18 protein-coding genes, 1 tRNA gene and 1 pseudogene are annotated in these 23833 nt (G+C 64.8%); 7 read left to right on the top strand and 13 right to left on the bottom strand.

The window, feature by feature from the left end; all coding sequences use genetic code 11:
• Positions 1–436: 436 nt before the first annotated feature.
• Positions 437–691 (top strand): annotated as a pseudogene (locus EP28_RS14720) (hypothetical protein).
• Positions 692–703: 12 nt separating this feature from the next.
• Here EP28_RS14720 and EP28_RS13550 read toward each other — a convergent pair.
• Entirely contained in the window at positions 704–1165 is a 462-nt protein-coding gene (locus EP28_RS13550) for a type IV pilin domain-containing protein (protein WP_080506008.1), read from the bottom strand.
• Between the two features lie 172 nt (positions 1166–1337).
• On the opposite strand from EP28_RS13550, the gene EP28_RS00205 reads away from it, so the two are divergent.
• Positions 1338–2144 (top strand): hypothetical protein, encoded by an 807-nt coding sequence (locus EP28_RS00205; protein WP_049982015.1) that lies wholly within the window; start codon positions 1338–1340, stop codon positions 2142–2144.
• Positions 2145–2312: 168 nt separating this feature from the next.
• Positions 2313–3830 (top strand): replication factor C large subunit, encoded by a 1518-nt coding sequence (locus EP28_RS00200; protein ID WP_049982014.1) that lies wholly within the window; start codon positions 2313–2315, stop codon positions 3828–3830.
• A gap of 9 nt (positions 3831–3839) precedes the next feature.
• Here EP28_RS00200 and EP28_RS00195 read toward each other — a convergent pair whose 3' ends face one another.
• The 7 genes from EP28_RS00195 to EP28_RS00165 form a co-directional block, all read right to left on the bottom strand.
• Complete coding sequence (locus tag EP28_RS00195; RefSeq protein WP_049982781.1) at positions 3840–5000, bottom strand: sensor histidine kinase; 1161 nt, start codon at positions 4998–5000, stop codon at positions 3840–3842.
• A 72-nt stretch (positions 5001–5072) separates the two neighbouring features.
• The gene (locus tag EP28_RS00190; RefSeq protein ID WP_049982013.1) at positions 5073–5999 is read right to left on the bottom strand and encodes an amino acid ABC transporter permease; all 927 of its coding nucleotides are present in this window, start codon (positions 5997–5999) and stop codon (positions 5073–5075) included.
• The gene (locus tag EP28_RS00185; RefSeq protein ID WP_049982012.1) at positions 5999–6751 is read right to left on the bottom strand and encodes an amino acid ABC transporter ATP-binding protein; all 753 of its coding nucleotides are present in this window, start codon (positions 6749–6751) and stop codon (positions 5999–6001) included. The genes EP28_RS00190 and EP28_RS00185 overlap by 1 nt, the downstream gene beginning before the upstream one ends.
• Positions 6748–7593: an amino acid ABC transporter permease gene (locus EP28_RS00180; protein WP_049982011.1), complete on the bottom strand. Its 846-nt coding sequence runs from the start codon at positions 7591–7593 to the stop codon at positions 6748–6750. The genes EP28_RS00185 and EP28_RS00180 overlap by 4 nt, the downstream gene beginning before the upstream one ends.
• A 1-nt stretch (position 7594) precedes the next feature.
• A complete protein-coding gene (locus tag EP28_RS00175) occupies positions 7595–8392 on the bottom strand; it encodes a basic amino acid ABC transporter substrate-binding protein (protein ID WP_049982010.1) in 798 nt (265 codons plus the stop codon).
• Between the two features lie 154 nt (positions 8393–8546).
• Positions 8547–9440, bottom strand: coding sequence for a COX15/CtaA family protein (locus EP28_RS00170; RefSeq protein ID WP_394297584.1), 894 nt, complete (start codon positions 9438–9440; stop codon positions 8547–8549).
• 74 nt (positions 9441–9514) lie between these two features.
• On the bottom strand, positions 9515–9970 hold the full coding sequence (locus tag EP28_RS00165; RefSeq protein ID WP_049982009.1) for a DUF5814 domain-containing protein: 456 nt from the start codon (positions 9968–9970) through the stop codon (positions 9515–9517).
• A 170-nt stretch (positions 9971–10140) separates the two neighbouring features.
• Here EP28_RS00165 and EP28_RS00160 point away from each other — a divergent pair.
• A tRNA-His gene (locus EP28_RS00160) sits at positions 10141–10213 on the top strand.
• Positions 10214–10306: 93 nt separating this feature from the next.
• On the opposite strand, the gene EP28_RS00155 is transcribed toward EP28_RS00160, so the two are convergent.
• A complete protein-coding gene (locus EP28_RS00155) occupies positions 10307–12055 on the bottom strand; it encodes a sensor histidine kinase (RefSeq protein WP_049982008.1) in 1749 nt (582 codons plus the stop codon).
• 169 nt (positions 12056–12224) lie between these two features.
• Positions 12225–13451, bottom strand: coding sequence for an MFS transporter (locus tag EP28_RS00150; protein WP_049982007.1), 1227 nt, complete (start codon positions 13449–13451; stop codon positions 12225–12227).
• 449 nt (positions 13452–13900) lie between these two features.
• On the opposite strand from EP28_RS00150, the gene EP28_RS00145 reads away from it, so the two are divergent.
• Entirely contained in the window at positions 13901–15559 is a 1659-nt protein-coding gene (locus tag EP28_RS00145; protein WP_049982006.1) for a COG1361 S-layer family protein, read from the top strand.
• A complete protein-coding gene (locus tag EP28_RS00140) occupies positions 15560–17905 on the top strand; it encodes an efflux RND transporter permease subunit (RefSeq protein ID WP_049982005.1) in 2346 nt (781 codons plus the stop codon).
• A gap of 123 nt (positions 17906–18028) precedes the next feature.
• Here the strand turns inward: EP28_RS00140 and EP28_RS13545 are convergent, their stop codons facing one another.
• Both EP28_RS13545 and EP28_RS00125 read right to left on the bottom strand, forming a co-directional pair.
• On the bottom strand, positions 18029–19411 hold the full coding sequence (locus tag EP28_RS13545; protein ID WP_155118377.1) for an APC family permease: 1383 nt from the start codon (positions 19409–19411) through the stop codon (positions 18029–18031).
• A 544-nt stretch (positions 19412–19955) separates the two neighbouring features.
• Entirely contained in the window at positions 19956–21635 is a 1680-nt protein-coding gene (locus tag EP28_RS00125; RefSeq protein ID WP_049982003.1) for a Na+/H+ antiporter NhaC family protein, read from the bottom strand.
• Positions 21636–21735: 100 nt separating this feature from the next.
• Here EP28_RS00125 and asd point away from each other — a divergent pair, with 100 nt between their 5' ends.
• The gene (asd, locus tag EP28_RS00120) at positions 21736–22779 is read left to right on the top strand and encodes an aspartate-semialdehyde dehydrogenase (RefSeq protein ID WP_049982002.1); all 1044 of its coding nucleotides are present in this window, start codon (positions 21736–21738) and stop codon (positions 22777–22779) included.
• A 36-nt stretch (positions 22780–22815) separates the two neighbouring features.
• Here asd and EP28_RS00115 read toward each other — a convergent pair whose 3' ends face one another.
• Complete coding sequence (locus EP28_RS00115) at positions 22816–23829, bottom strand: lysylphosphatidylglycerol synthase transmembrane domain-containing protein (protein ID WP_049982001.1); 1014 nt, start codon at positions 23827–23829, stop codon at positions 22816–22818.
• Positions 23830–23833 lie beyond the last annotated feature (4 nt).

Here is a 23833-nt window from a genome sequence, read left to right as displayed (position 1 = left end):
CATCTCGATACTCTGTACAAATGATACATCACAACCTCACGTCGAGCGTCGGATGGGTCGCAACACAGATTCAGTTTGTGTCCTCAGCGGTCCCACTCAAAATAAAACACTTTTCGTCAGAAGCCTCCGCCCGTCGAGACACATGCTTGCGGCTCAGTTTTCCACGACAGTCAACCAATTTTGGGGCGGTAGTAGCCGATGCCCCTCTCATCGGAGGAGTACCGACGTAACCGGAGTCAGTTATGGGAGTCCTATGTCCTGATCGACTTGTGACTCTCGCACAGGCAAGCGGCAACGATCTTTGCATCCCACAGGTTCCTTAACGGCGGTGAGATACCGACGGGGCAGAATATGCACATCCAGCGACTCGACCGCGGGTGTACGTGGTCCACGCTATCGGCGGGACAGTGACCCCCGCGCATACGGAGGGCTATGAATTTGCCGTCGAACGAGTCTAAAACCCACCGACGAACGCGAGCGACAACTCGAAAAAGCGAACGAAATTGTGGCGAGTAGTTTCGACGACGATCCGCCCATGTCGGTCGTCATCAGTGCTCTCGCGCACCTGATTCAGTCAAAATAAAATATCCGCACCGCCCGCAAAGAACTGGAACCCGCGACGATCCAGCAGTTCAACACCGATATGCTTGGGTTGCGATATAGAACGCAGGTAGAAAGTCGGTGGAGGTGAAGTAGCCGATCTTTAGGCAGTGAGAGTGGTCGAGTATACAGGGTTACCAGACGGTTCGTGAATCAGGCGGATTGTGTATGAATCCCCATTGTTGATTTCAACAGTGGTGCCCGATGGCTCTCCACTAAAGTCGACTGCCTGGCCAGTCTGCCAAGTCTCTCCACTGAATTTACCTGCGACATCTGTGCCAGAGCGTCCACCTTCAACGGCAAGCACAAGATCAGAGACTTGTAGGTCTTGACCACCAGTTTTTGTCATAGTGAAATCGACTGAAGCGTCACTTCCAGTAGTCACAGAAACATTGTCGACTTCGAAACTTGCCTGCGGCGCGGTATCCCCTAGCTGATCGCCCAGACCGAGCACGAAAGTCCCGATGACGGCCGCGAGGATGACGGTGATTGCGACCATAAGTATAACCCCTATAACAGGACTCACGGCGCGGTCGTCCGCTGTGTTTTGGTTGAATAGTTTCATGGTTTGCACCCAGCGTCGGCCGAAGACGCGAGTACGACCTACCGCGGTCGCGTCCGTCGGGTTGCTGGCTACTTGATACTACGCGAATCTGGTATATGTACGTGTCGTCCAAAATCTCAGCGTTGAAAACCATCCCGCTACGTTCAAGGTGTAACTGATTCGATTGGTGGGTATGTCCCCCACGGCGCAGGCCCTCGCTCGGACCTACAGCGACCGGGAGTATTCCGACCCGTGGCAGAAAGTCCTCGACTATTGCCGCGTCCGAGAGTACGCTGCAGAACACCCAGATCACGGGCGGACGCGAGTGGGCAACGCACTCGATCTTCCGCCGAGCCGCGTTCGGGGATGGCTCGACGGCGGGATGCCCGACCCAGTTCGGGGTATCCAGACGGCGATCGACCACGGCTGGCTCGACCCCGACGAGACGACCACTGCCGCGTTCGTCGACCTCCTCGCACACGTCCTCGCCGGTGGCAGCATCAACGACACGTTCGTCCCCGCGATCACTGTCGACGACTCGGTGACAACCGATGAGGTGCGAGCGGTCTTCGAGGCGCTCGGCGTCGACGTTCTCACCCGCAACGCGGAGGTCGACAACCGTGCGACGGAGGTGGTTCCGGCCGCCGACGCCTCGGTACTCGGCCGGTGTCTCGTTGCGATCGGTGCCCCGGTCGGCAAAAAAGTCGGGCTTGACTCGTTCCCGCAGATCGTGTGGGACGCACCCAAACCGGTCCGCGAGTCGTTCGCCCGAATCTACGTCAGTCACCGCGCGCTCACGTACGAGACGAAAGACACGCGAGTCATTCAGGAAGACCGGTCACGCGCGTATCTCTGCGACCTCCGCGACGTGGTGGCCGAGGTGACCGGCGAGCCCGTGAGCGTCGGCGACGGGCGCGTGACGGTCTCCGCGGCGGCCGCTCGCCGGCTCGCGAAACCTGACCGCACCGGCTCGGTTCCGTCGAGCTCGCCCCCGAAATAGGTGCGATAGGGATCGACGGCCCGGACGACGAGGACGACCGGACGTTCTCGTGTTCGCGCGGAAGTGTGCTCCGACGCGACGAAACGCCGCAGACGGCGGACTACCGGTATAGACGGCCGGGCAGACCGCTCCGGAACCACTAAACGCCGCACTCGCGTACCGCCGATGATGGCCGACTGGACCGAAACGTATCGCCCGCACACGCTCTCTGAGGTCCGCGGCAACGATAAGGCCCGCGACGCGTTCGAAGAATGGGCGCGCTCGTGGGACGACCACCGCGAGGCGGTCGTGCTCCACGGGAGCCCCGGCGTCGGCAAGACGAGCGCGGCGCACGCGCTCGCGAACGACATGGGCTGGGAGACGGTCGAGTTGAACGCCTCGGACCAGCGCACCGCCGACGTCATCGAACGGTTCGCGGGGCGGGCCGCCCGCAACGCCACTCTCGGTGGGAGCGCGGCAGGAGGCGGAGCCGCTGGTGACGACACGGCCTCGCGCCAGCTCGTCATCTTGGACGAGGCAGACAACATCCACGGCAACTACGACCGCGGCGGCGCGAGCGCGATCACGAAGCTGGTGAAAGAGTCCGGCCAGCCGATCGTCCTCATCGCCAACGACTACTACGACATGTCTCGCGGGCTCCGCAACGCCACCCAAGAGATCGAGTTCCGCGACGTCTCCGCTCGGTCTATCGTCCCCGTGCTCCGGGACATCTGCCGGAAGGAGGGGATCGAGTTCGAGTCGGACGCGCTCTCGGAAATCGCCGAACGAAACCGCGGCGACCTCCGCGGCGCGGTCAACGACCTGCAGGCGGCGGCCGAGGGACGCGACGCGATCACCGTCGACGACGTGGTGACCGGCGACCGCGACAAGGCGCTCGGACTCTTCCCCTTCCTCGATGCAGTGCTCAAAGAGGAGTCCGCAGAGGAGGCGCTCCAGTCGGCGTACGCCGTCGACGAGACGCCCGACGACCTCACGAAGTGGATCGAGAACAACGTCCTCGACGTGTACGACGCCCGAGAGGCGGTTCGCGCGTACGACTTCCTCGCGAACGCCGATGTATGGCTCGGGCGCGTGCGCGCCACGCAGAACTACTCGTACTGGCGGTACGCGACCGACAACGCGGCCGCGGGCGTCGCCGCCGCGCGAGACGAGACCAAAGGCGGATGGACGCGCTACGGCCGTCCGCAGTTCTGGAGTTCTTCGGACGCGACCGCCGACGAGGTTGTGGGACGGATCGCGGCAGCGAGCGGCTGCAGCGTCGCCACCGCCCGGAGGGAGGTGTTGCCGTTCTTACAGACGATCACGCACCACTGCAAACCCCGAGAGCTGACCGTCGCGATGGCGGCCGCATACGACCTCGACGAGGCCGGCGTCGCCTTCGTCACCGGCTCGGGCGAGTCGACGAACAAGGTGGAGTCGATAGTCGAGGACGCACAGGCACTCCGTGATGACCGACTGGAAGACAACGCGGGGGGCGCGTTCGCCGCGAGCACCGACGGGAGAAACGGAGAGCCCGTGGGTGACCGCGATGACGGACCCGCAGACGGCGACGGTGAGAACGAGGGTGCCGATGACGGCCGGAGCAAGACGGGACGCGAAGGCGGAACCGACACGGCGGACACCGACGGTGACGCGAGCGACGCCGAAGACGACGACGGACAGGCCGGTCTCGGCGACTTTCTGTGACCGCACCGATCAGGTCGCGTCGTCGTCTGCGGTGTCGTCCGTGTCGTCGTCCGCGTGGAGACATGGGCCAGCGTCGACCACGCTGACGCCGTCGAACTCGAAGCGCGCCCCGCCGGTCCGGCTCTCTGCGACTGTGATATCCCAGCCGTGGGCTTGGGCGATTCTGTCGACGATCGGGAGCCCGAAGCCCGTCCCTCCCTCTACGGTCGTGTGTCCCGGTTCGAACACGGTGTCCCGGTCTGCGGGGTCAATCCCGTCGCCGTCGTCGGCGACGTAAAATCCGCCGTCGAATCGGCCGACGAACACCTGAACCGCCGGGTCCTCCGCGCCTGCGGGGTCGTCCGCGCTGGCCTTCCGCACGTCTGAGACGCCGTCGGCCGCATCGGTAAACGTCCCGGGTGGAACGTCGCCGTCGAACGCGTCGTCTCCGTCGCGGTCGTCGAAGTTGTCGCCGGTGATCTCGGCGTCCGTGCCGTGTTCGAGCGCGTTGTGAAAGAGGTTCTCTAGCGCCTGTCGAAGACGGCGTCTGTCGCATTCGATACGCGGCAACGGATCCGTGACGACGAGCCTTGCGTCCGCACCGGGGCCGACGGTCCGCCACGCCTCTTCGACGACGCCCGTGAGATCTTCCGGTGTGGTCTCCTCGACGGACCGTCCCTCGCGGGCGAGAGCGAGCAGGTCGGAGATGAGATCGTCCATCCAGTCGAGCGCGTCGAGCGCGCGGTCGAGCCGGTCCGTACTGTCGTCCCCGTCGAACTCCATCGCCAGTTCGACGTTTCCGACCGCGACGGAGAGGGGATTGCGAAGGTCGTGTGAGACGACGCTCGCGAACTCTTCTAAACGCTCACGCTGTCGTTCGAGCTGCTGATTGCGCTCGACGCGGTCGCCGGCGGTGAAGAGGTAGCCGACGAGGTTGCCACGATCGTCGCGGACCGCGCGCTCGTGAACCCACGTCTCCGCGTCGTCGATCGTGAGACGATAGGCGACGTCGACCTCTTCCTCACCGAGGGCGGCGCGAAATCGGTCGGTGTCTGCGTCTGCAACCGCTGCCGACCATCCGTTCCGCGGGAGCGCCGCAGGGTCGAGCCTCGACTCGCCAACGCTCTCGACGACGAACCGGTCTGGATCACCGTCGGGGCGGCGATACGCGATGCCAGGTCGCCGCTCCATCGAATGGCACACAATTGCACCCCTCAATGTAGTATGATAAATCTTTCTCGAACAACATGATCGGTGGGGCCGTCACCGCTCGCGATCGGCACCGAGTCCGGGTATCGCGACGCGGTCGTCGACCCGCTCCATCAGTTTCGAGGCCGTGATCACGAGGGCGAGATACATCGCGCCGGTCACGACGAAGATGAGCGTGTACCGGAACGTCTCCGAGGCGATCTGGTCGGCGCGGTAGTAGAGTTCTGGGACCGTGATGAACGCCGCGAGCGACGAGTACTTGATCAGGTAGACGAACTCGTTCGTCCAGGAAGGGATAGCGTACCGCAACGCCTGCGGGAGCACGACGTGATAGATGGCTTCGATCTTCGAGAGACCGATCGCCCGTCCGGCGGTGATCTGTCCCTCGTCGACGCTCTCGACTGCGCCGCGGATGTACTCCGCCTGATACGCTGCCCCGTTGAGAGTAAACCCGAGGATGGCGACCCAGACGACGTCGCGCGGGAACACCCCCGAGAGCGCGCCGGGGACGTAGCGTCCGAGGTTCAATCCGTAGTAGAGCACGAAGAGCTGAGCGAGAAGCGGCGTGCCACGTAGTAGTTCAGTGTACGCGAGCGAGAACCACGCCGAGAACCGACCGTACACGCGGGCCACGGCCAGGGGAACGGCGAGGAGGAATCCGACGACGAGGCTCACGCCGGTGATGACGACCGTGAGCCACATGCCTTGCGCGAGGTCTGGCATGAGTTCGACCACGAACGCGGCGTCACCAGCGTACGCCGCGAGCACTGGGAGCGAGGCAAGTGCCCCTTCGACGAGCCCGGATGCGACGAGCGGTTCGCCGACGGGGGAGACGACGCCGCCCAGCCACCGGTTGACCCAGCTGACGAGGAGCCAGCCCCAGAACAGCACGCCGGCCGCGACGAGGAGGAGCCGACCGGCCGAGACGTCCGCGTCGCTCACGCGCTCTCGAACCGTGCTGGGTCTCGTCGCGCCCGCCATTAGTCGTGACTCGCGATCCGTTCGAGGAAGCGGCCGGTCCGCTCTTTTTCGGGCCGTTCGAACAGCTGGTCCGGCGGTCCGCGTTCGACCACGCGGCCGTCGTCGAGAAACACGATCTCGTCTGCGACCTCGCGGGCGAAGCTCATCTCGTGGGTGACGACAAGCATCGTCATTCCCTCGTCGACGAGTCCGTGCATCACCTCCAGCACCTCACCGATGAGTTCGGGGTCGAGGGCGCTCGTCGGCTCGTCGAAAAGCAGTAGTTTCGGCTCCATCGCCAGCGCGCGGGCGATCCCCACGCGCTGTTGTTGTCCGCCGGACAGCTCCGCCGAGTACGAGTCGAACTGATCGCCGAGTCCGACGCGTTCCAGTTGCGCCTCCGCACGCTCGCGCGCCTCGCTTTCGGAGAGCCCGAGCACGCGCCGCGGGCCGAGCGCGACGTTTCCGACCGCGGATAGGTGTGCGAACAGGTTGAACCCCTGAAACACCATCCCCACCTCTCGGCGGAGGTCGTCGACGTCGAGGTCGGGCGACAGCACCTCCTCGCCGTCGAGGCGGATCGATCCCTCTTGGGCCTCGGCGAGCCGGTTGACACAGCGGAGCATCGTCGACTTCCCGGAGCCAGACGGACCGATGAGGACGGTCACGTCGCCGCGACCCATCTCGAAGGACACGTCGTGGAGCACCTGCTCGTCGCCGTACCACTTCGAGACGTCGGACACGCGGAGGAAGCCGCGGGCAGAGTCACTCACGTCGATTCGCCCCCCGGGATCGCATAGCGAGTACCGAGGTAATCGAGCGCGCGGTTCGTCGTGAACGTGAGGAGGAAGTAGATTGCACTGATGAACAGGATGACTTCGAGCACTGCTGTCGTTCGCTCCGAGAACAGGTCGTATCCCCGAGTCAGCAGCTCTGCGAGCCCGATCGCGAAGACGATGCTCGTGTCCTTCAACACGATGGTGAACTCGTTTTGAAAGCCAGGAATCGACCGCCGAAGTGCCTGCGGGACGACGACGTAGCGGATCGCTTCGAACCGTGAGAGGCCGATGGACCGGCCCGCCTCGAGTTGACCGTCGTCGACGCTGGCGAGCGTCGCCCGAAATATCTGCGACTGGTAGGCGGCGCTTCGCAGTCCGAGCCCCAGGATGCCGGCGACGACCGCCGGCGACAGCGAGGCGACGCCGAGATTTATCTGTGGGACGCCGACGACGAAGTACATCACGATGAGGATGACGACGATGGGGGTTCCGCGGAGGACGACGCCAGCGGTGCCGACGGCTCGCTTGAGAGCCCCGTCACCGTACACTTCGATCGCGCCCGCGGGAAAGCCCAAGGCGAACCCGAACAGGATCGACGCGACAGTGAGTCCGATCGTCAACAGGACGCCGACGCCGAGGTAGTCGGCGTTGTCGAGGACGAACCGCCAGTCGACGGGGTCACCGACAAGCCACCAGTCTGCGGTCCCGACGACGAGTCCGGACGCGACAGCGTCGGCGGCGGCAGCGTCGACTGCGGCGGTCGACGGAGCCCATCCGGACGCGAGAGCGCCGAGGCTGTCGACCGCGGCGAGCGCGAGCGTCCCCGAGACCGACATCCTACTCCTGACCGAACCAGGTGTTGGTTATCTCTCGGTACGTCCCGTCGTCGCGGACCGTCGAGAGCCCGTCGTTGAGCGCGGACTGGAACTCCGATTCGCCCTGCCGGAGTCCGAAGCCGAACTGTTCGCCGGTCTCTTCGACGAAGGCGATGGTCACGTCGCGGTTGGCCGCGAACGTCTCCGCGACGGGGTTGTCGACGACGACCGCGTCGACGTTCTCGTTCACGAGGTCCTCGACGGCGAAGACGTAGCTGTCGTACGTGGAGTAGTCTTCGTCTGCGATGATGCCAGGGTCGACGAGGTTCGCTTGAACCTGATCTGCGCCGGTCGTCCCGGACTGCGCGCCGACGCTGATCCCCTCGAAATCCGCCCACGCACTCGGCTGGAAGTCTCCCCCCTCGCGCACGAGGATCGCCTGATCCGACTCCCAGTACGGGTTCGAAAAGGCGATCGTCTCCTGCCGGTCCTCGGTGATCGTCATCGCGGCGGCGATCACGTCGATCTCCTCGTTTTGCGTGAGCGCGGGGATGAGCGAGTCGAACTCGAAGGTCGCCCACTCGCCGAGTTCGTAGTCGGTCTCGGCGACGACGGCCTCCAGAAGGTCGATATCGAAGCCGATTAGTTCGCCGTCCTCGCGCATCTCAAAGGGCGGGAAGCCGGGGGCGGTACCGGGCGTGATCGTCGTGGTGTTCTCGCCGAGACAGCCGGCGACGCCGGTCAGTCCGACGGCGCTCGCGCCGCCGGTGAGTTTCAGATACGTCCGACGACTCACGTCGGTCTGCGTGCGGTATGACATACCGAGAGGAAGTGTCGGGAGTGATTTCAACCTTTCTTCCTCGAACCGGACGTGCGGCCGTCAACGAGCGTTTTTATCGATCGATCCTCACAGTCTCGATGCGGCTGCGGCGATCAGTCGATGGCCGTCGCGCGGCCGAAACGGCGGCAGGCGGTTAGTCGCCGCCGATCGGCGTCGTCCGCCGCTTCGTGCCGCCCGCACCGCGGATCACCCACGCCGCGCCAACGGCACACACGAGCGCGAACCCGAGCGCGACGAGGTTGATCTGCTGCCAGACGCGGGTGTACAACACGAGGTCGCGACCGAGAAGCAGCGTCCCGACGAGCGCAGCCATCGACCCCGCAGCGAACGCGCGTACGGTCCGCGCCGTCGAGCGGTCGATCCCGGGGTACCCGCCTCGCACCCCCTCGGTCGCGTACGCGACCGTCGCGACCAGTCCGAGATGTCCGGCGAGCCCGGTAATATAAAATCCCGCCTGTGCGCCCGGCGAGTAGGTGACGAAGGGGACCGCCCGCGAGAACACCGCGCTGGCGACGATGCCGGCGACGGCGATGGCGGTGGCGATCCGCAGGAGTCGCGGTCCCGCGCGACCGCCGCCCCAGATCGTCGCCAGCGCGAGCAGGGTGAAAATACAGAGAGCGACGGTGAGGTGCGCGGCGTGCGTCGAGACGGTGTAGCCGCCCGGAACGAGCCCGCCGACGGTGACGGTGATAGCGCCGACCGTGATCTGCAGCGGGAGGATCGCAACCGCGAGGGTCGCGGCCAGTTTCGTCCGACGGTCGAACGAACCGATCCACGTCCAGCCGGCGACGCCGATGATGAGGAATCCAGTCACCATCGCCCACACGCGGTGGAACCACTCGATGAAATCGGGATTGATCGTGAGCGTGGGGATGAACTGGTCGGAGCAGAGCGGCCACTGGGCCTGACACGCCAGTCCGGACCCCGTCGCCGCGGTGTAGACTCCGAGCGAGAACAACACGAGGGTCATTCCCGTCGTCGCCGCCGCGTATCGTCTGAACGAGAGCCACGCGGGCCGAAGACTCATTGTCCGTATTCCGACTCGCGCGTACTTAGACCGTTCGACCGATCCGTGGGAGCGGGAACGGCGACCGGGTCACGTCACCCCGATAGCTCGCGTTTCGCGCGCCGCGCCCGTTCGGACATCTCCTCATTGCCCTCGACGTCGGCGAGGGTCTCTATCGCCTCCAAGTTGCGAACCGAGTCGTCGAGAAACGAGAGCACGTCGCCGGTGTACGCGTACACCATGTAGTCGTCGGTCATCACGTCGACGATCGCCTGCGGGCCGAGCCCCTCCGCGCGGAGTTCGAGCACGTACCGCATGAACTTCTCTTCGGGACAGCCGCAGTACGGGTTGGCGTCGCAGTCGCAATCCAAGAAGTCCTCGGCGAAATCGAGGATGCGGTCCCGCGTCGTCGAGTCGAGCTTCGAGAGGCCGTCGCCGCTGTAGAGGATGTCGAGCGTCGCGCCTGCGAACGCGCCCTTCGGAATGCTCGTCTCCAGTTGCGAGGCGAGTTGTCTGTGATTTTTTACGTATATCTTGTCGGTAAACGCCACGAGTTGGCTGGTACTACGCCGTCGCGCGGCAAAAGCGGTGCGGTCGCGGGTATCGCGGGCGTGCGACCGAGACGAGACTCTCGTCCCGTGGCGGTCCGTGCGACCGGTTCGCTCGGACTACGGCGAGTCGTAACGGTTATCAGTCGAAACGGGGTACGTGAGGGTGCGTGTCCGGGTTAGGGTAGTGGACTATCCTTCAGCCTTGTGGAGGCTGAGACGCGGGTTCGATTCTCGCACCCGGACCTTCTGCGGAACGTAGTGACGAAGAGGGGCGGAGCCGACTTGGGACGGGACAGAGCGGAGCGACCGTGGACCGACCCTCGCGCTCGGAGGCGCTTACCGCTCCGGGTCGGTCTCGACGACCGCGTCCGGTCCGACGAACGGATCCTGCGAGCCGTCCGAGCTGGCAGACGGGTCGAGTGACTCCTCCGCCACCGGTAGTTCGACGACGAACACCGCACCGCGGGGGTCGTTGTCTTCGACCCACACGTCGCCGCCAAACTGGTCGGTGAGGACGTACACGAGATACAGCCCGATGCCGGACCCGGCGCTGTCGATTCCGCGTTCGCCCTTGCCGAATATCGTCGTCTTCTCGTCGTCTGGGACCCCCGGACCGTTGTCCGCGATACGGACGCGAACGCGGTTGTCGTCCGTCTCGCACCCGATCGTCACTTGCGGCGTGTCGCTGTCGTTGTGCTGTACGGCGTTGTTCAGGAGGTTACGGAACACCGACGACAGCATCTCGTTCGCCCGGACCGTAACCTGCGATGAGTCGTCGCGCAGCCGAAACTCGGCATCGGGGTACGAGTCCTGAGCCGCCTGTACTTCGTCTTCGATCAGCTCTCGCAGGTCGACCGGTTTGATATCGGGAATCGCATCGCCCGTGAGCGAATCGACGAAATCTCGGGCGGTCTCGGTGAGTTCGATGACGTGATCGGACTTTCGCAACACGCGGTCGAGCGCGTCCTGTCCGTCGTCGTCGACGTGATCGCGGAGAGTCTCCGACCAGCCGCGTATCACGGCCATGTCGTTGCGGATGTCGTGTCTGACAACGCGGTTCAGCGCTTCGAGCTGCTCCGTTCGCTCTTCGAGCCGAAGCCGATACCGCTCCCTGTCGGTGACGTCGTCGATCGTCAGGAGTTCGCCGGCCGTCGCGCCGCCGGAAGTAAAGGTATTCCGCGAGACCTCGTAGAACCGTCGAAGGTCGTCTGAATCTCCCAGATCGACTTCTATCACGTCGTCTCCGCCGCGCTCGATCGCGAGGTGTGGAAGGACGGTATCGAGCGGCTGTCCGACCGACCCCGCGAGCGACGGGAACAGGAGCCGAGCGGCGCGGTTGTAATCGCGGATCCGGCCGCCTTGGTCCAAAAACACGGCTGCGTCGTCGCTCTCGGCGGCGAACTGGATCGTCTCGAAGCGGTGAAAGTAGACGAACAGCGTTCCGAGCGCGAAAAGCGCCACGCCCGGCGGCTCGTACAACAGGGGGAGCAGCCACGGGAGTTCGCCGCCGATGAGGGTGGCGACGGTCGGAACGGCGGTCATGGCCGCGAGCGCGGCGAGCGGGCGGCTATCGGCACCGGTGTAATAGAATTGTTCGAGGAGCATGTAGAACCCGACCGCGACGATCGCGTACGAGACGCCGAGAACGACCCAGTAGAGCAGTTCGTGGCGAATCGCGAGGTGCGGGAACGGCTCGGTCGTCCACGCGGCCGTGAAATAGAGATTGTGGAGCGGGTTCGTGGCCTTCAGGGCGCTCGTCACGAAGAACACGCCGACCACGACCCACCGGTGCGGTGCTCGCCGGGGCGACCGACCGGTGTAGGCGGCACAAAAATAGAGCCACGCGCCGACGGCGAAAAGCGCCGCGATAAAACCCGCGATGTAGAACGCGATCTTCAGCCGCTCGCCGGGCGCGAGGAGGTATCCAACGTACCCGCCGGCCCATATCGTGACGGCGAGGAGGAGCCCGACGAGTCCCTCTCGCGTCTCCGGATGCCGGACGCGCCGCGCACGCGGGAGAGCGGCGACGCAGGCGAGCGCCGAGCCGGCGAATACGGTGACGTGTGCGAGAACGACCGAGTTCATCGTTCGACGAGTGCGACTCACGGCCGCGTCTGATAACGGTTCGGGTGTTGAGCCCTGACGACGTCACTACGCCGGCGCTCGGCCCCGACTGTAGTCATGTGACCGTGACCGGCCGTCGTACGGGACATCAGGAGAGCGGCCCGCTCGGCGACCAGAACGGAGACACTGACTACGCGAGAGCGCGACCGACGCGCTCGAAGACGACGGCCCACACGCTCGTCGCGAGCGCGACGACGCCGAGAGCGAGGAACGCGGCGTCGAACCGTCCCGCGTCTGCCAAGACGCCGACCGCCGGCGGTCCGAGCGCCCCGAACGCGATGTACCCGGTCCGTAGGAGTCCGAACCCGCTTCCCTGAATCTCCGGCGGGAGCGACGCGAGGCCAGCCGCGTTGACCGGCGGCATCGCACCGAGGAGGAAACTCAACAGGACGGTGACCGCGGCCAGCGCCACGAACGTCTCGACGACGGTCAAGAGCACGAATCCGGGAACGCTGAGGCCGATGAACGCGACGATCGCGACGCGGTTTCCGCGCCGGTCGGCCACGATTCCGGAGAGGAACTGCACGCCGATCGCGGCCGCAAAGAACAGGCTGTACAGCGTCGCGGCCGAACCGGGGTCGACATCCTTCTGTGCGACGAGATACGTCGGCAGAAACCCGGTCACACTCTGGTACAAGAACATGTTGAGAGAAAGCAGCGCCGTGACGGCCAGTACCGGGGGGCGGCGCACCGACGCCGCGACCTTCCGCATCGTCTCCCGGAAGGACTCGTCGCCGGCCTCCGGCGACGCCCGCCGAGGGAGAGCGATCCACAGACCGATCGCACACGCCAACAGGACAGGCAAGAGGAAACCGAAGCCCCACCGCCAGCCGAGGTAGACGCTCACGAACCCAGCGCTCGCAGAGAGAACGACGTTCCCGACGTTGCCCGCGGCCTGGTTCACGCTGATCGCGGTCGTCCGCATCCGGTCGAAAAGCGCCGAGATCACCGTGAGCCGGGTCGTCCCGAACAGCCCCGTACCGAGACCGAGGAGCACCGTCGCCAGCACGAACGTCTCGACGGTCGACGAGAGCACTATCACGCTCACCGCACCGGCAGAGAGGAGGATGCTACCGGTGAGCACGAGACGCTCGCCGACGACGTCCGCTATCGCCCCGCCCGGGAACTGTAACAGCGCGTACGTCGTCCAGAGGAGTCCGATGAACGCGCCGGTCGTGGCGTTGCTGACGCCGAACTCGGCTGTGACCTGCGGGAGCAGCGCCGGGTACACGATCCGAACGCCGAGCGTGAGGAACCAGCCGAGCGAGACGACGAGGAGGATCGATATCGGCCCGTCGTCTTTGATATCGGACAGCGTGCGGAACAGAAGCGATCCCGGCCGAGACAGCGCTCCCATCACTCGGTCCGACTCCGGATAGGCGTCTAAATGTTTGCGTCCCGGTAAGGCTAGGCGGCGGCGTGCGACGACGGACGACCAGCAGAATGTATTTCGCAGTTTCCACAATAGTGATTCAGAGAGACGGACCGACAGTGCGATATCTCAGTTCGCGTCCACCGGTGGCGACGCCCGCTCCGTCTTCGCTTTTGAATCACGGTGAGTGGACGTGGTCGAGTTGCCACAGCGAGCGGCGGGCGAGCGCACCAGGTGTGGATAATCGGGTGTTTTAGGGACTCTAAAGGCGTTTGGTCGAAATCGAGATATGCAAGTCGAAGGCGGTGTCAGTCACCGCGGCAGGACGTTTCGATATCGAACGCGGGAACCGAATATCCCGCTCGGCGGCATGCCGGTTACCGATCGTCAGATCCGAACGCTTATGATATAGTATTGTATAATGTGTACACAACATGAACGGCAACCTAGATGGGACGCTGCGGAAGGCGGCCGTCGTCGGAATCGCGTTACTGCTCGTCGGATCGATGGGAATCGGCATCTCGGGGACGGCCGCGGAGCGGTTCAGCGAGGAGTCGGTTCCGGAACTCGATGCGACCGTCGCCGGGAGCAACACGGTGACCCCGGGTGAGACCACGACGCTGACGCTCGCGATCCAGAACCGCCACGACGGGGTCACCGACTCCGATCGGGCGATCGAAGACGTCTCGCGGGTCGTACAGGCACACGGGGTGCAGATCGGGGCTGCGACCGGAACGACCGTCACGTACGACGACGAGGGGGTCCCGCTCGACGTGAAGATGGGGGCACAGAGCGTTGGCACGGTGCGGACTGGCAGTGCCACGCAAGTCCCCCTCACTATCGAAGTCGACGAGTCGGCCGAACCGGGGACCTACAGGGTGCCGATGGAACTCGAGTTCTCGTACATCCGCGACATCTTCGTCGACAGCGACGACTACACCGTCAACCGGAACACCGGGACTGAGCAGACGGGCGTCACGATCCGCGTCGAGCCGGACGGCCGGCTGACGGTCGTCGACGTTCGCGGCGACGGACTCTACAAGAACGCCGAGGGCGACGTGGCGGTGACCGTGCGCAACGCCGGCAGCGAGGCGATGGACGACGCGACGCTCTCGCTCGTCGGGTCGACCCACTTCAAACCGCAGAGCAACGAGGTCGCGCTCGGCACCGTCGCGCCCGGCGACACGCGGAACGCCACCTTCCAAACCGTCGTCCGCGGCGTCGAGTCCGCCGGGTCGTACGCCGTCGGATTCCGCGCCGCCTACGAAGACGCGAACGGACAGCCGAGTGAGTCCACCGTGCGATACGGGAGCGTCGGCGTGTCACAGGGGCCGCAGTACGACGTGTCGGTCGAGTCGCGCTCGCTCTACGTGGATTCGACCGGAGCAGCGCGCGTTACGGTGACGAACACCGGCGACGTGGCCGCGACGAACGCGCGCGTGTTCGCCAAGCCCGATCGACCGTTCGCGCCGCTGTCGAACGGCGGGCAGCTCGGGACGCTCGAACCGGGCGAGTCGGCGACCACCAGCATCAAGATGGAAGTGTCCGATCGGGCGCTCGCGCAGTCGTACGCGCTCCCGATAGTCGTCGCCCACGACGACAAATACGGAAACACCGTCCGCAGCGACCCGCTGACCGCGGACGTCTCGGTCGGTCCCGAGCGGCAGTTCACCGTGGTCGACACCGCGCGAATCGAAGCGGGCGCGACGGAGCGGATCGAGATGACCGTCGAGAACACGGGCGAGAGCGCCTTCGAGGACGCGGTCGTCCGAATCAACGCCGACTCGCCGTTCGAGACTGACGACGACACGGCGTACGTCGGCGAGCTGTCGCCGGGCGAGCGGGCGACCGTCTCGTACACGGTCACCGCAGACGAGGCGGCGACGCCGAAGGCGTACACCCTCGACGCGACGATCAAGTACGACAATCCGTTCGACGAGACGGTCGTCTCCGACGTCCGGCCGGCCACAGTCGAGGTGACCGAGCCGAGCGGTCCGTCGACTCCGCTCGTCCTGACGGCGGTCGGCGTGCCGGTGCTTCTCGGAGCCGGGATCGTGTTTAAGCGCGACCGACTGCGCCAGTACCTCGGGTAAATGAACGCCGGAGAGCGGATCCAAGACGGGTTAGAACACGCGGGCCGGTACGCCGCGCGAAATCAGGTCAAGACGATTGCCGTCGTGCTCGTGACGGCGCTCGTCGCCGTCGGCGTCGGGGTCGCGGGGATCCAGATGAGCATGGGGATGACCCTGTACATCGAGGACGACTCTCAGACGGCGACCGACTGGGAGACGCTCAAAGAGGACTTCGAGACGGGCAACAACGTGTTCGTTATCGTCGAGTCCGGCGAGCTTCACGACCCCGAGACGATCCGAGCGATCGACAGGCTCGACAGGCGATACGCCGAGAATATCGACGAGACGACCACAGTCACCTCCTTGGCGGACGTCGTCCGTCAGGGGAACGGCGGCGAGCTACCGCAGACGGAATCGGAGGTCGAACGAGCGATCGACAGGGTACGCGCGCAGGGCCCTGAGTCGGCCGCGATGGTCGACCGACTCGAACCCGAGCCCGGCACGACGATCATCCTCGCGAGCTACGGCGACGTCGACACGTTCGACCGAGGGGCGTTCCTCCCGCAGCGCGACTCCGACATCATCTACGACAGGGTCCAAACGGAGACCGGTCTCGCGCCGTTACCGCCCGGCGTGACGACGACCATCACCGGGCAGCCCGTCTTCGAGAACGCCGCGTTCGGACTCATGTTGCCCGAGATGATCACGCTGTTCGCCGGGGCGTTCGCGCTCATCTTCACCGTGGTCTACCTGGTGATGCGCGCGAAGGTGGAGCGGGGGTGGCACGTGTTCCTCCCGCTCGGAACCGCCATGGTCGCGCTGGCGTACATGGTCGGTGCGATGGGCGTGTTCGGGTTCGACTTCAACGCGATCATGCTCGGAGTCATGCCCATCGCGCTCGGCCTAGGGATCGACTACGGGCTGCAGATCCACTCGCGGTACGTCGAGGAGCGCGAGGCGGGGTGCTCGCCGGAGACCGCCGCGGCGGTCGCGACGCGGACTACCGGTCGCGCGCTGCTCATCGCGATGGGCGCGACCGTGATCGGACTGGGGTCGCTTCTGGTGTCCAGCGTTCCCCCCGTCAGACAGTTCGGGATAACGAGCGCGACCGCGGTGTTGGCGTCGATGGCGCTGTCGATCACGCTCCTCCCCGCGCTCCTCGTCCGGTTCGATGGCGACGGGTACACACAGCGGGATCCGACCGACACCTCCCCGGCGTCGAGCGACTGGCTGGAGACCGGGACGGAGCGGTTCACCAGCGTCGTCACCGGGGGACGACCGCTCGTGACCCTGTTCGTCGCGCTCCTGTTGGTCACCGGCGGTGCCTACGCGTATCCGCAGGTGGAACCGAATCAGGAGATGATGGACTTCTGGCCTCAAGATCTCGACGCGAAAAACGACATGGACCGGCTGTCCGACACCGTCGACAGCCCGAAGGTGATGTACGTCAGCGTCAGCTCCGAGACGGCGTACTCGCCGGAGACGTTCCGCGAACTGGCCAGGTACCAACGACTCATGCTGGCGAACGACCGGGTGAACGCGGTACAGAGTCCGGTGTTGGCCGTCCAGATGGCGAACGGCGGTACGATTCCGGAGACCGAAGGACAGCTTGACACGACGCTGGCACGTCAGACGGGGACGGGAATGATGAGCGTCCGCGATCCCGCCCAGACGCCGTCACGGGTGCTCTTGACGTTCTACGTCGACGACGTGGAAGGTGAGGAGGTCCGGACGCTCATCGACGAGTTCGAGGGGAACGCCGACCTCGCGTTGACCGGCGCGAACGACGTCCGCGTTACCGGGAAGCCGGTGCTCAATCGGAACGTGATCGAGAACGTCACGGCGGGGTTGACGCCGATGACGGTCATCTCGTTCACGCTCGGGTTCGTGTTCCTCGCGTTCGCGTTCCGGTCGGTCCGCGTGTCCGCGATCATCGTCGTCAGCGTCGCCGGCAGCGCGGCGCTCCTCGTCGCCGGGGGAATGTACGTGCTCGCGGTCCCGTGGAACCCGCTCACGATCACGATGTCGTCGCTCACGCTCGGGATCGGCGTGACCTACGGGATCCACATCTACGAGCGGTTCGTCTACGAGACGGAGACGCACGGGCGGCCGCCGATCGGGGCCGCGGCAACGTCTGTCGCTAAGCTCTCCCGACCGATCATCGGGTCAAGTTTCACCACGATCTTCGGGTTCGGGATCCTCGTCGTTTCGCGGTTCCCGGTGCTCGCGAACTTCGGGGTGACGACCGTGCTGGCGATCGGGCTGTCGCTCGCGACCGCGTTCGGTATTCTCCCCGCCGTGTTGACCCTCGCGTCGCCTGCCTCCGAGGACGGCGGGACAACCGAGGCGACGCCGGCGGCTGACTGATACGAACAGCGTGTCGCCCGCAACACTACCGGGCGACAATCTACTAGTAGCCTCAGCGAAAATGAACGAATGAGTCTATGTTGAACGGGGGCGTCTCGCCATTTTGAAATTCCATCGCTGAGATCAACCTCTCTCTCCCCCGTCTAGATCGGGCGTAAACGAACTCCGATCGACATAGAGGAACTCTATGAGGAAGACTACCGCGAAGATCCCCACGATCCAGAGCAGAATCTCCACGTCAGTCCGATAGAGGTGATAGAGAACAACCGGTAGCGCAACTCCCGTGCCGACCAGACCAAGTACTGGAATGAGGCGGTTCGACCCCGTCTCGTCGGCGAGCACGATGTTCGTGTAATTCGTGACTGCAAACGAGATCAGAAAGGCCACTGATCCGAATTCAGTAATCTGTTTGAGAGTGCCAAGGGCTGCGAGTGCTGCCGTCAGGCTGCCGATAATCAGCAACGAGTAGACGGGGACCCCTTTTCGGTTCTGGAACGAAAACATACGCGGGAGTGCATTTTCTGTCGCAATCTTATGAACAAGCCGCGAGGTACCGAACAAGGTCGCATTGATACCCGACGAGGTGCTTTTCATTGCCGAAAGGATGACGAGAACAAATCCAGCACCCCCGAGAACGGGGATGTTGGAGACGGCCTCGGCGAGTGCGACTTCCTGATGGGCGAGAAGTTGCTCTGGCGTAAGGTGAAGTGTCGCCATGAACGACACTGAGACGTAGATCAGTATCGAAATAGCGATGGCGACGTACATCCCGATTGGCAACACTCGTTCCACGTTCTCGATGTCTTCGTAGTCATAGACCAAGAGTTGGAAGCCCTCATAGGAGACGAAAATAATGGCGAATCCGGCGATGGGACTGACGACGCCCTTGCTGAAGAAGTCGAGTGCTGCCACATTCCCATCATAAAAAATCACTCCGAGGGTTGCGAGTGACAGCAAGACGACGATTTTGATGTACACTGCGATGTCTTCGAAGAGGCCAGTCTCGTGGACGCCCCGGAGATTGAGACCAACGAACGTAGCGACGATCAGGGTTGAGATAATCGGCCGCAAGAGTTGCGGGAGTTCGATCCCTGCGATGGCTCTCGCGGCAGTGAGCGTGTATGCACCGAAGGCGAACGCGTACATCGCCATCACGCCGACGTAGCCGACGACGAGAACCCACCCGACGTACGCGGCAATTATCGGGTTGTCAACGATGTGCTCAACGAATGAAAATGCGCCGCCGTACTCGCCGAAGTGTAGCGTGAGTTTGAGATAGGAATAGGCAGTAAGAAGGGTGATGATACCCGCAATGAGATACGACAACGGGACAGCGTTACCGGCTTGCTGCATTGCGACACCCAGTACAGCGTAGATCCCGCCCGAAACCATACCACCGACACCCATCGCAATGACCTCGAGGAGTCCGAGTTTCCCAGGACGACTGCGAGTCAGGAGAGATCGGAGTGATTTCACAGAAGTCATGATCTCGACTGAGACGTACAATTAAATCGTAACAAGCGGGCTAGTCAAAAGATTGTGGACTTGTTGGTGGTACTTATGCGGGTTCTTCTCCATCCACATACAGCGATATACTGTGACTTCTGAACTCCGCTCTGTGTGCAGTATGGACATTCCGAACTGATAGTCCTGAGTACTCCTGGCAGACCTCATCCCAATCTCGTCATCATCGATTAGTTCCAAAATCCGGTGAGGAAAAAGGACCACTGCTGCGGACTCTTCTCCGACGATAGACTGTGGCTGAACCGATTTATTTACTTGTAGATATTTCTGTTAACATACTCGAAATGTACGCCCGCAACACTAACGTCCGGTCTCATCTCCGGCGGCGTGCCGCGTCGACCGGGAAACCCTCGTGGCGGGCGGTCGCCTGCGCGGCGACGGGCGAGTCGCGTGTGCGACTATATGTCGCGCGCCTGGGTTCTCCGCGCGGTCATCGCTCCCATCGGGGAGTACTCGGGCGGGGACTTGAGGGCGCGCATGAGACGCTAGCCGCCGAGCGGACTTAATTGGTCCGTCCCGGGTCGGGTCAGTCCTCTTGTTCGGTTCCGGCGACGACGACCGCGTCGCCGTCGTCGCTTTGGACCTCGCGGACCGACACCGGGTCGATCCCGCGGCGGCGCGCGTCGACCGCAGAGAGGAGATACACGAGCCCGACGAGCACGACCGCGCCGAGCGGGAGCAGCGCGAGCGGCGTCACCCGCGTGAACCCCCAGATCACGAGAAGCAGTACCACGACAGCGGCGACGGTGACGGCGTAGTAGATCTGCGTCCGAACGTGGTCGATCAGGTCGGCACCGGTGAACGTCGCCGAGAGGACGGTCGTGTCCGAGATCGGCGAGCTGTGATCGCCGAAGATCGCCCCGGAGAAGATGACGCCGACCATCGCGGCGACGAGCGTGTGACCGGCGGGACCGCCGCCGCTGACCTCCCACGCGATCGGAATCGCGATTGGGGTGACGATTCCCATCGTCCCCCACGACGTGCCCGTCGAGAAGGCGATGACGCCCGCGACGACGAACACCAGCGCGGGCAACAGCGCGGGGGACACGGATCCGACCGCCATCGTCGCCACGTAGTCGCCCGTCCCGAGCGCGTCGATCGCCTCGCCGATCCCCCACGCGAGCGAGAGGATGGCGGCCGCGGTGAGCATGATTCCGAACCCGTCTATCGTGTACTCCGTCGCGTCGCCGACGCCGAAGACGTCGTACGCCTTCCCGAGTGCGAACCCGCTCGCGACCATCGCGAACGAGCCGATCATGAGCGCCACCTCGTAAGAGGCGTCAAGCGCCGCGTCCCAGAGCCGCCCGCCGGCCGGGCCGAACTCGCCGGCTGCGAGGTCGCCGGCGAACCCGATCGGCGAGAACTCTCCCGACCACAGCGCAGTCGCGATCGTGACTGCGATGAGGACCGCAACGGGGACGAAGAAGTTGACCAGTCGGGGCGTCGACGCCGGCGGCTCGCCGAGTTCGCCGGCGACGTCTTGCATCGGCACCGCCTCGTCGCGGGTGACCTTTCCCGCGGTCCACGAGCGGTGTTCGGCGGTCAGCATCTCGCCGTAGTCGCGGCCCGTGCCGACGATCACGAGCACCATCACGATCGCCAAGATCGCGTACATATTGAACGGGATCGAGGAGACGAACACCTCGAACGTGCCGGGGCGGTTGGCGGCGTCGACGCCCGCGGACTCGTACCCCTCCCCGATCAGCGAGAGCTGGAAGGCGACCCACGAGGAGATCCCCAGCGTGGCCACCGGTGCCGCCGTGGAGTCGACGACGTACGACAGCTTCTCGCGGGAGATTCGGAGGCGGTCTGAGACGTCTTTCATCGCCGAGCCGACGATAGCGGTGTTCGCGTAGTCGTCGAAAAAGAGGACGACACCGAGTCCCCACGCGACGAGCCCGGCCTTCCGCTGGCTGTCGAGTCGCGCGAGCGCCCACTCCCGGACTGCGGCCGTCCCCCCGAGGTTCCACACCATCGCGACGCCGGAGCCGAGGAGGAGGGTGAACACGAGGATGGTGGCTTGGAACTCGTCGGAGATCGCGGCGACGATCCACTCGAACGTCTGGACGATCCCGAGCCCGCCGGTGACGATCACCGCACCGGACCAAATACCGAGAAACAGTGACAACACGGCCTTTCGGGTGAGTATCGCAAGCACGATCGCGAGCACGGGCGGAGCGATCGACAGCGCGCCGAAGTCGGTCATATCGCATAACTCGCGAGAGCGTATTTAATTCCTCTCAGCGAGCGGGCGGAATCGGCGCGTATCCGAACGCACTTACGTCCCTGTGACTGACCCCCGTGCAATGTCTGTACGAGTCGGCATCCTCGGTGCCACCGGTGCTGTGGGACAGCGATTCATCCAGTTGCTCGACGACCACCCGACCTTCGAGCTCGCCGCGGTCACCGCGAGCGCGGAGAGCGCCGGCAAGACGTACCGCGAAGCCGCGAAGTGGCGCGTGAACACGCCCATTCCGGACGACGTGGCCGAGATGGAGGTCGCGGAGACGAACCCGGCCGGGGTCGCCGACGCCGACGTCGACCTGCTCTTTTCGTCGCTCCCCTCGGGAGTCGCGAGCGACGTCGAACCGGCGTTCTTAGAGGAGGGATACGTCGTCTCGTCGAACTCCTCAAACGACCGCATGGCCGACGACGTCCCGCTCACCATCCCCGAAATCAACCCCGGCCACCTCGATCTGATTGAGGTCCAGCGCGACGAGCGCGGCTGGGACGGGGCCTTGGTGAAGAACCCGAACTGCTCGACCATCACCATGGTTCCGACGCTCGCGGCGATCGACGAGTTCGGGCTCGAAAGCGTGCACGTCTCGACCTTACAGGCGGTCTCCGGTGCGGGCTACTCCGGCGTCACCTCGATGGAGATCATCGACAACGCCATCCCGCACATCGGCGGCGAAGAAGCGAAGATGGAGACGGAGTCGCGGAAGCTGCTCGGGGAGTTCGACGGCGCAGCGGTACACCTCCACGACGCCGACGTCGCCGCCTCGTGTAACCGGATCCCGACGCTTGACGGCCACTTAGAGAACGTCTTCGCGGAGTTCACAGCGGACCCGTCGCCGGCGGAGCTGCGAGAGGCGATGGAGGCGTTCGAGAGCGCGGACCTGCCGAGCTCGCCGGACCAGCTCATCAAGGTGTTCGGCGACGACGATCCGGAGCGTCCGCAGCCGCGGCTCGACCGGACGTACGCCGACGGGATGGGTATCGTCGCCGGCGGGGTTCAGACGACCGACGACGGCGCGAAGTACAACTGTCTCGCGCACAACACGATCCGCGGCGCGGCCGGTGCCTCCCTGCTGAACGGCGAACTGCTCGTCGAGGAAGGGTACGTCTAGCGACTCGGTTCACGCGGCGACCGTCTTCGCTCCCGCCTACCGCATCGCTCGAACGCCGAGCGCCGACGCCGAGACGCCGCCGATGGCGACGGGCATCCAGTAGACCGCCCCGCGGAACACGAGCACGGCCGCGGTGACCGTCGACGCCGGGATGCCGGTCGTGGGAACGAGCAGCGCGACGAACGCGGCCTCGATCCCGCCGAGTCCGCCGGGAAGCGGCGTGGCACCCGCGACGTACGCCAAGGGAACGACGAATATCGGAATCGCCGGCGAGATGTGGTGGCCGACCGCCGCGAACGCGACCGTGAGCGCCGCCGCCTGAAAGACCCACCCCGAGAGCGAGAGCCCGACGGCCGCCGCGAGCCGGCCCGGACTGGTCCCGACGCGCTCTATGTCCGCGAAGAAGTTCCGGAGCCGCTCTGTGAGTCGGGCTTCGAGCGGGGCTGGATCGAACCGGTCCAGCCGACCGAGCAGTCCGGCGACGCCGGCGGGCAGGCGGGCGACCATCCGTCGGCGGAACCGCCACGCGAGTCCGATGACGGTGACGATGACGGTGATGAGTCCGACGGCGACCGCGACCGCGACGCTCAGCCGCTCGCCGACAGCGGTCGTCGTCGCGTAGTAGCCGACGCCGAGGAAGACGAGTGAGATGGACGGGACCACGTTGAGCACGTCGACGCTCGCGATCCCGACGAGCCCCGTCTCGTAGCGCGAACCGGACACGCGCGAGATGAGCGCCGCCGCGACCGGCTCGCCGCCGGCCTGTCCGAACGGCGTGACGTTGTTGGCGAACACCGCGCCGGCGTACACGAGGAACGCAGTTGGAACCGACAGCGACACGTCGAGAGAGCCGAGCACGGTCCGGAGCATGATGCTCCACGCGAGCAGCCAGCAGAGCGCGAGGCCGAACGAGGCGACGACCAGACGACGGTCGGCGGCGACGAGCTGATCGACGACGCGGCCGGCCCCCACGACGACGAAGAGCACCGCGAGTATCCCGAGGGCCGCGAGCGCGCCCAGTATCAGCCCGCGCCGCGGGTTCCGGTCCATGCCC

Origin of the sequence: Halorubrum sp. BV1, assembly GCF_000746205.1 — an archaeon.
Taxonomy (GTDB): Archaea; Halobacteriota; Halobacteria; order Halobacteriales; family Haloferacaceae; genus Halorubrum.
Note: the sequence above shows the minus strand (reverse complement) of the source record. Positions and strands in the feature narration are given on the sequence as shown.

Bases quoted from the DNA above. Each gene is read 5' to 3' on its own strand.
- EP28_RS00125 (WP_049982003.1), bottom strand. From the start codon at position 21,635: ATGACCGACTTCGGCGCGCTGTCGATCGCTCCGCCCGTGCTCGCGATC.
- EP28_RS00190 (WP_049982013.1), bottom strand. From the start codon at position 5,999: ATGGCGGGCGCGACGAGACCCAGCACGGTTCGAGAGCGCGTGAGCGAC.
- EP28_RS00170 (WP_394297584.1), bottom strand. From the start codon at position 9,440: ATGAGTCTTCGGCCCGCGTGGCTCTCGTTCAGACGATACGCGGCGGCG.
- EP28_RS13550 (WP_080506008.1), bottom strand. From the start codon at position 1,165: ATGAAACTATTCAACCAAAACACAGCGGACGACCGCGCCGTGAGTCCT.
- EP28_RS00195 (WP_049982781.1), bottom strand. From the start codon at position 5,000: ATGGAGCGGCGACCTGGCATCGCGTATCGCCGCCCCGACGGTGATCCA.
- EP28_RS00140 (WP_049982005.1), top strand. From the start codon at position 15,560: ATGAACGCCGGAGAGCGGATCCAAGACGGGTTAGAACACGCGGGCCGG.
- EP28_RS00180 (WP_049982011.1), bottom strand. From the start codon at position 7,593: ATGTCGGTCTCGGGGACGCTCGCGCTCGCCGCGGTCGACAGCCTCGGC.
- EP28_RS00115 (WP_049982001.1), bottom strand. From the start codon at position 23,829: ATGGACCGGAACCCGCGGCGCGGGCTGATACTGGGCGCGCTCGCGGCC.
- EP28_RS00150 (WP_049982007.1), bottom strand. From the start codon at position 13,451: ATGGGAGCGCTGTCTCGGCCGGGATCGCTTCTGTTCCGCACGCTGTCC.
- EP28_RS00205 (WP_049982015.1), top strand. From the start codon at position 1,338: ATGTCCCCCACGGCGCAGGCCCTCGCTCGGACCTACAGCGACCGGGAG.
- EP28_RS00145 (WP_049982006.1), top strand. From the start codon at position 13,901: ATGAACGGCAACCTAGATGGGACGCTGCGGAAGGCGGCCGTCGTCGGA.
- EP28_RS00200 (WP_049982014.1), top strand. From the start codon at position 2,313: ATGGCCGACTGGACCGAAACGTATCGCCCGCACACGCTCTCTGAGGTC.
- asd (WP_049982002.1), top strand. From the start codon at position 21,736: ATGTCTGTACGAGTCGGCATCCTCGGTGCCACCGGTGCTGTGGGACAG.
- EP28_RS00175 (WP_049982010.1), bottom strand. From the start codon at position 8,392: ATGTCATACCGCACGCAGACCGACGTGAGTCGTCGGACGTATCTGAAA.
- EP28_RS00155 (WP_049982008.1), bottom strand. From the start codon at position 12,055: ATGAACTCGGTCGTTCTCGCACACGTCACCGTATTCGCCGGCTCGGCG.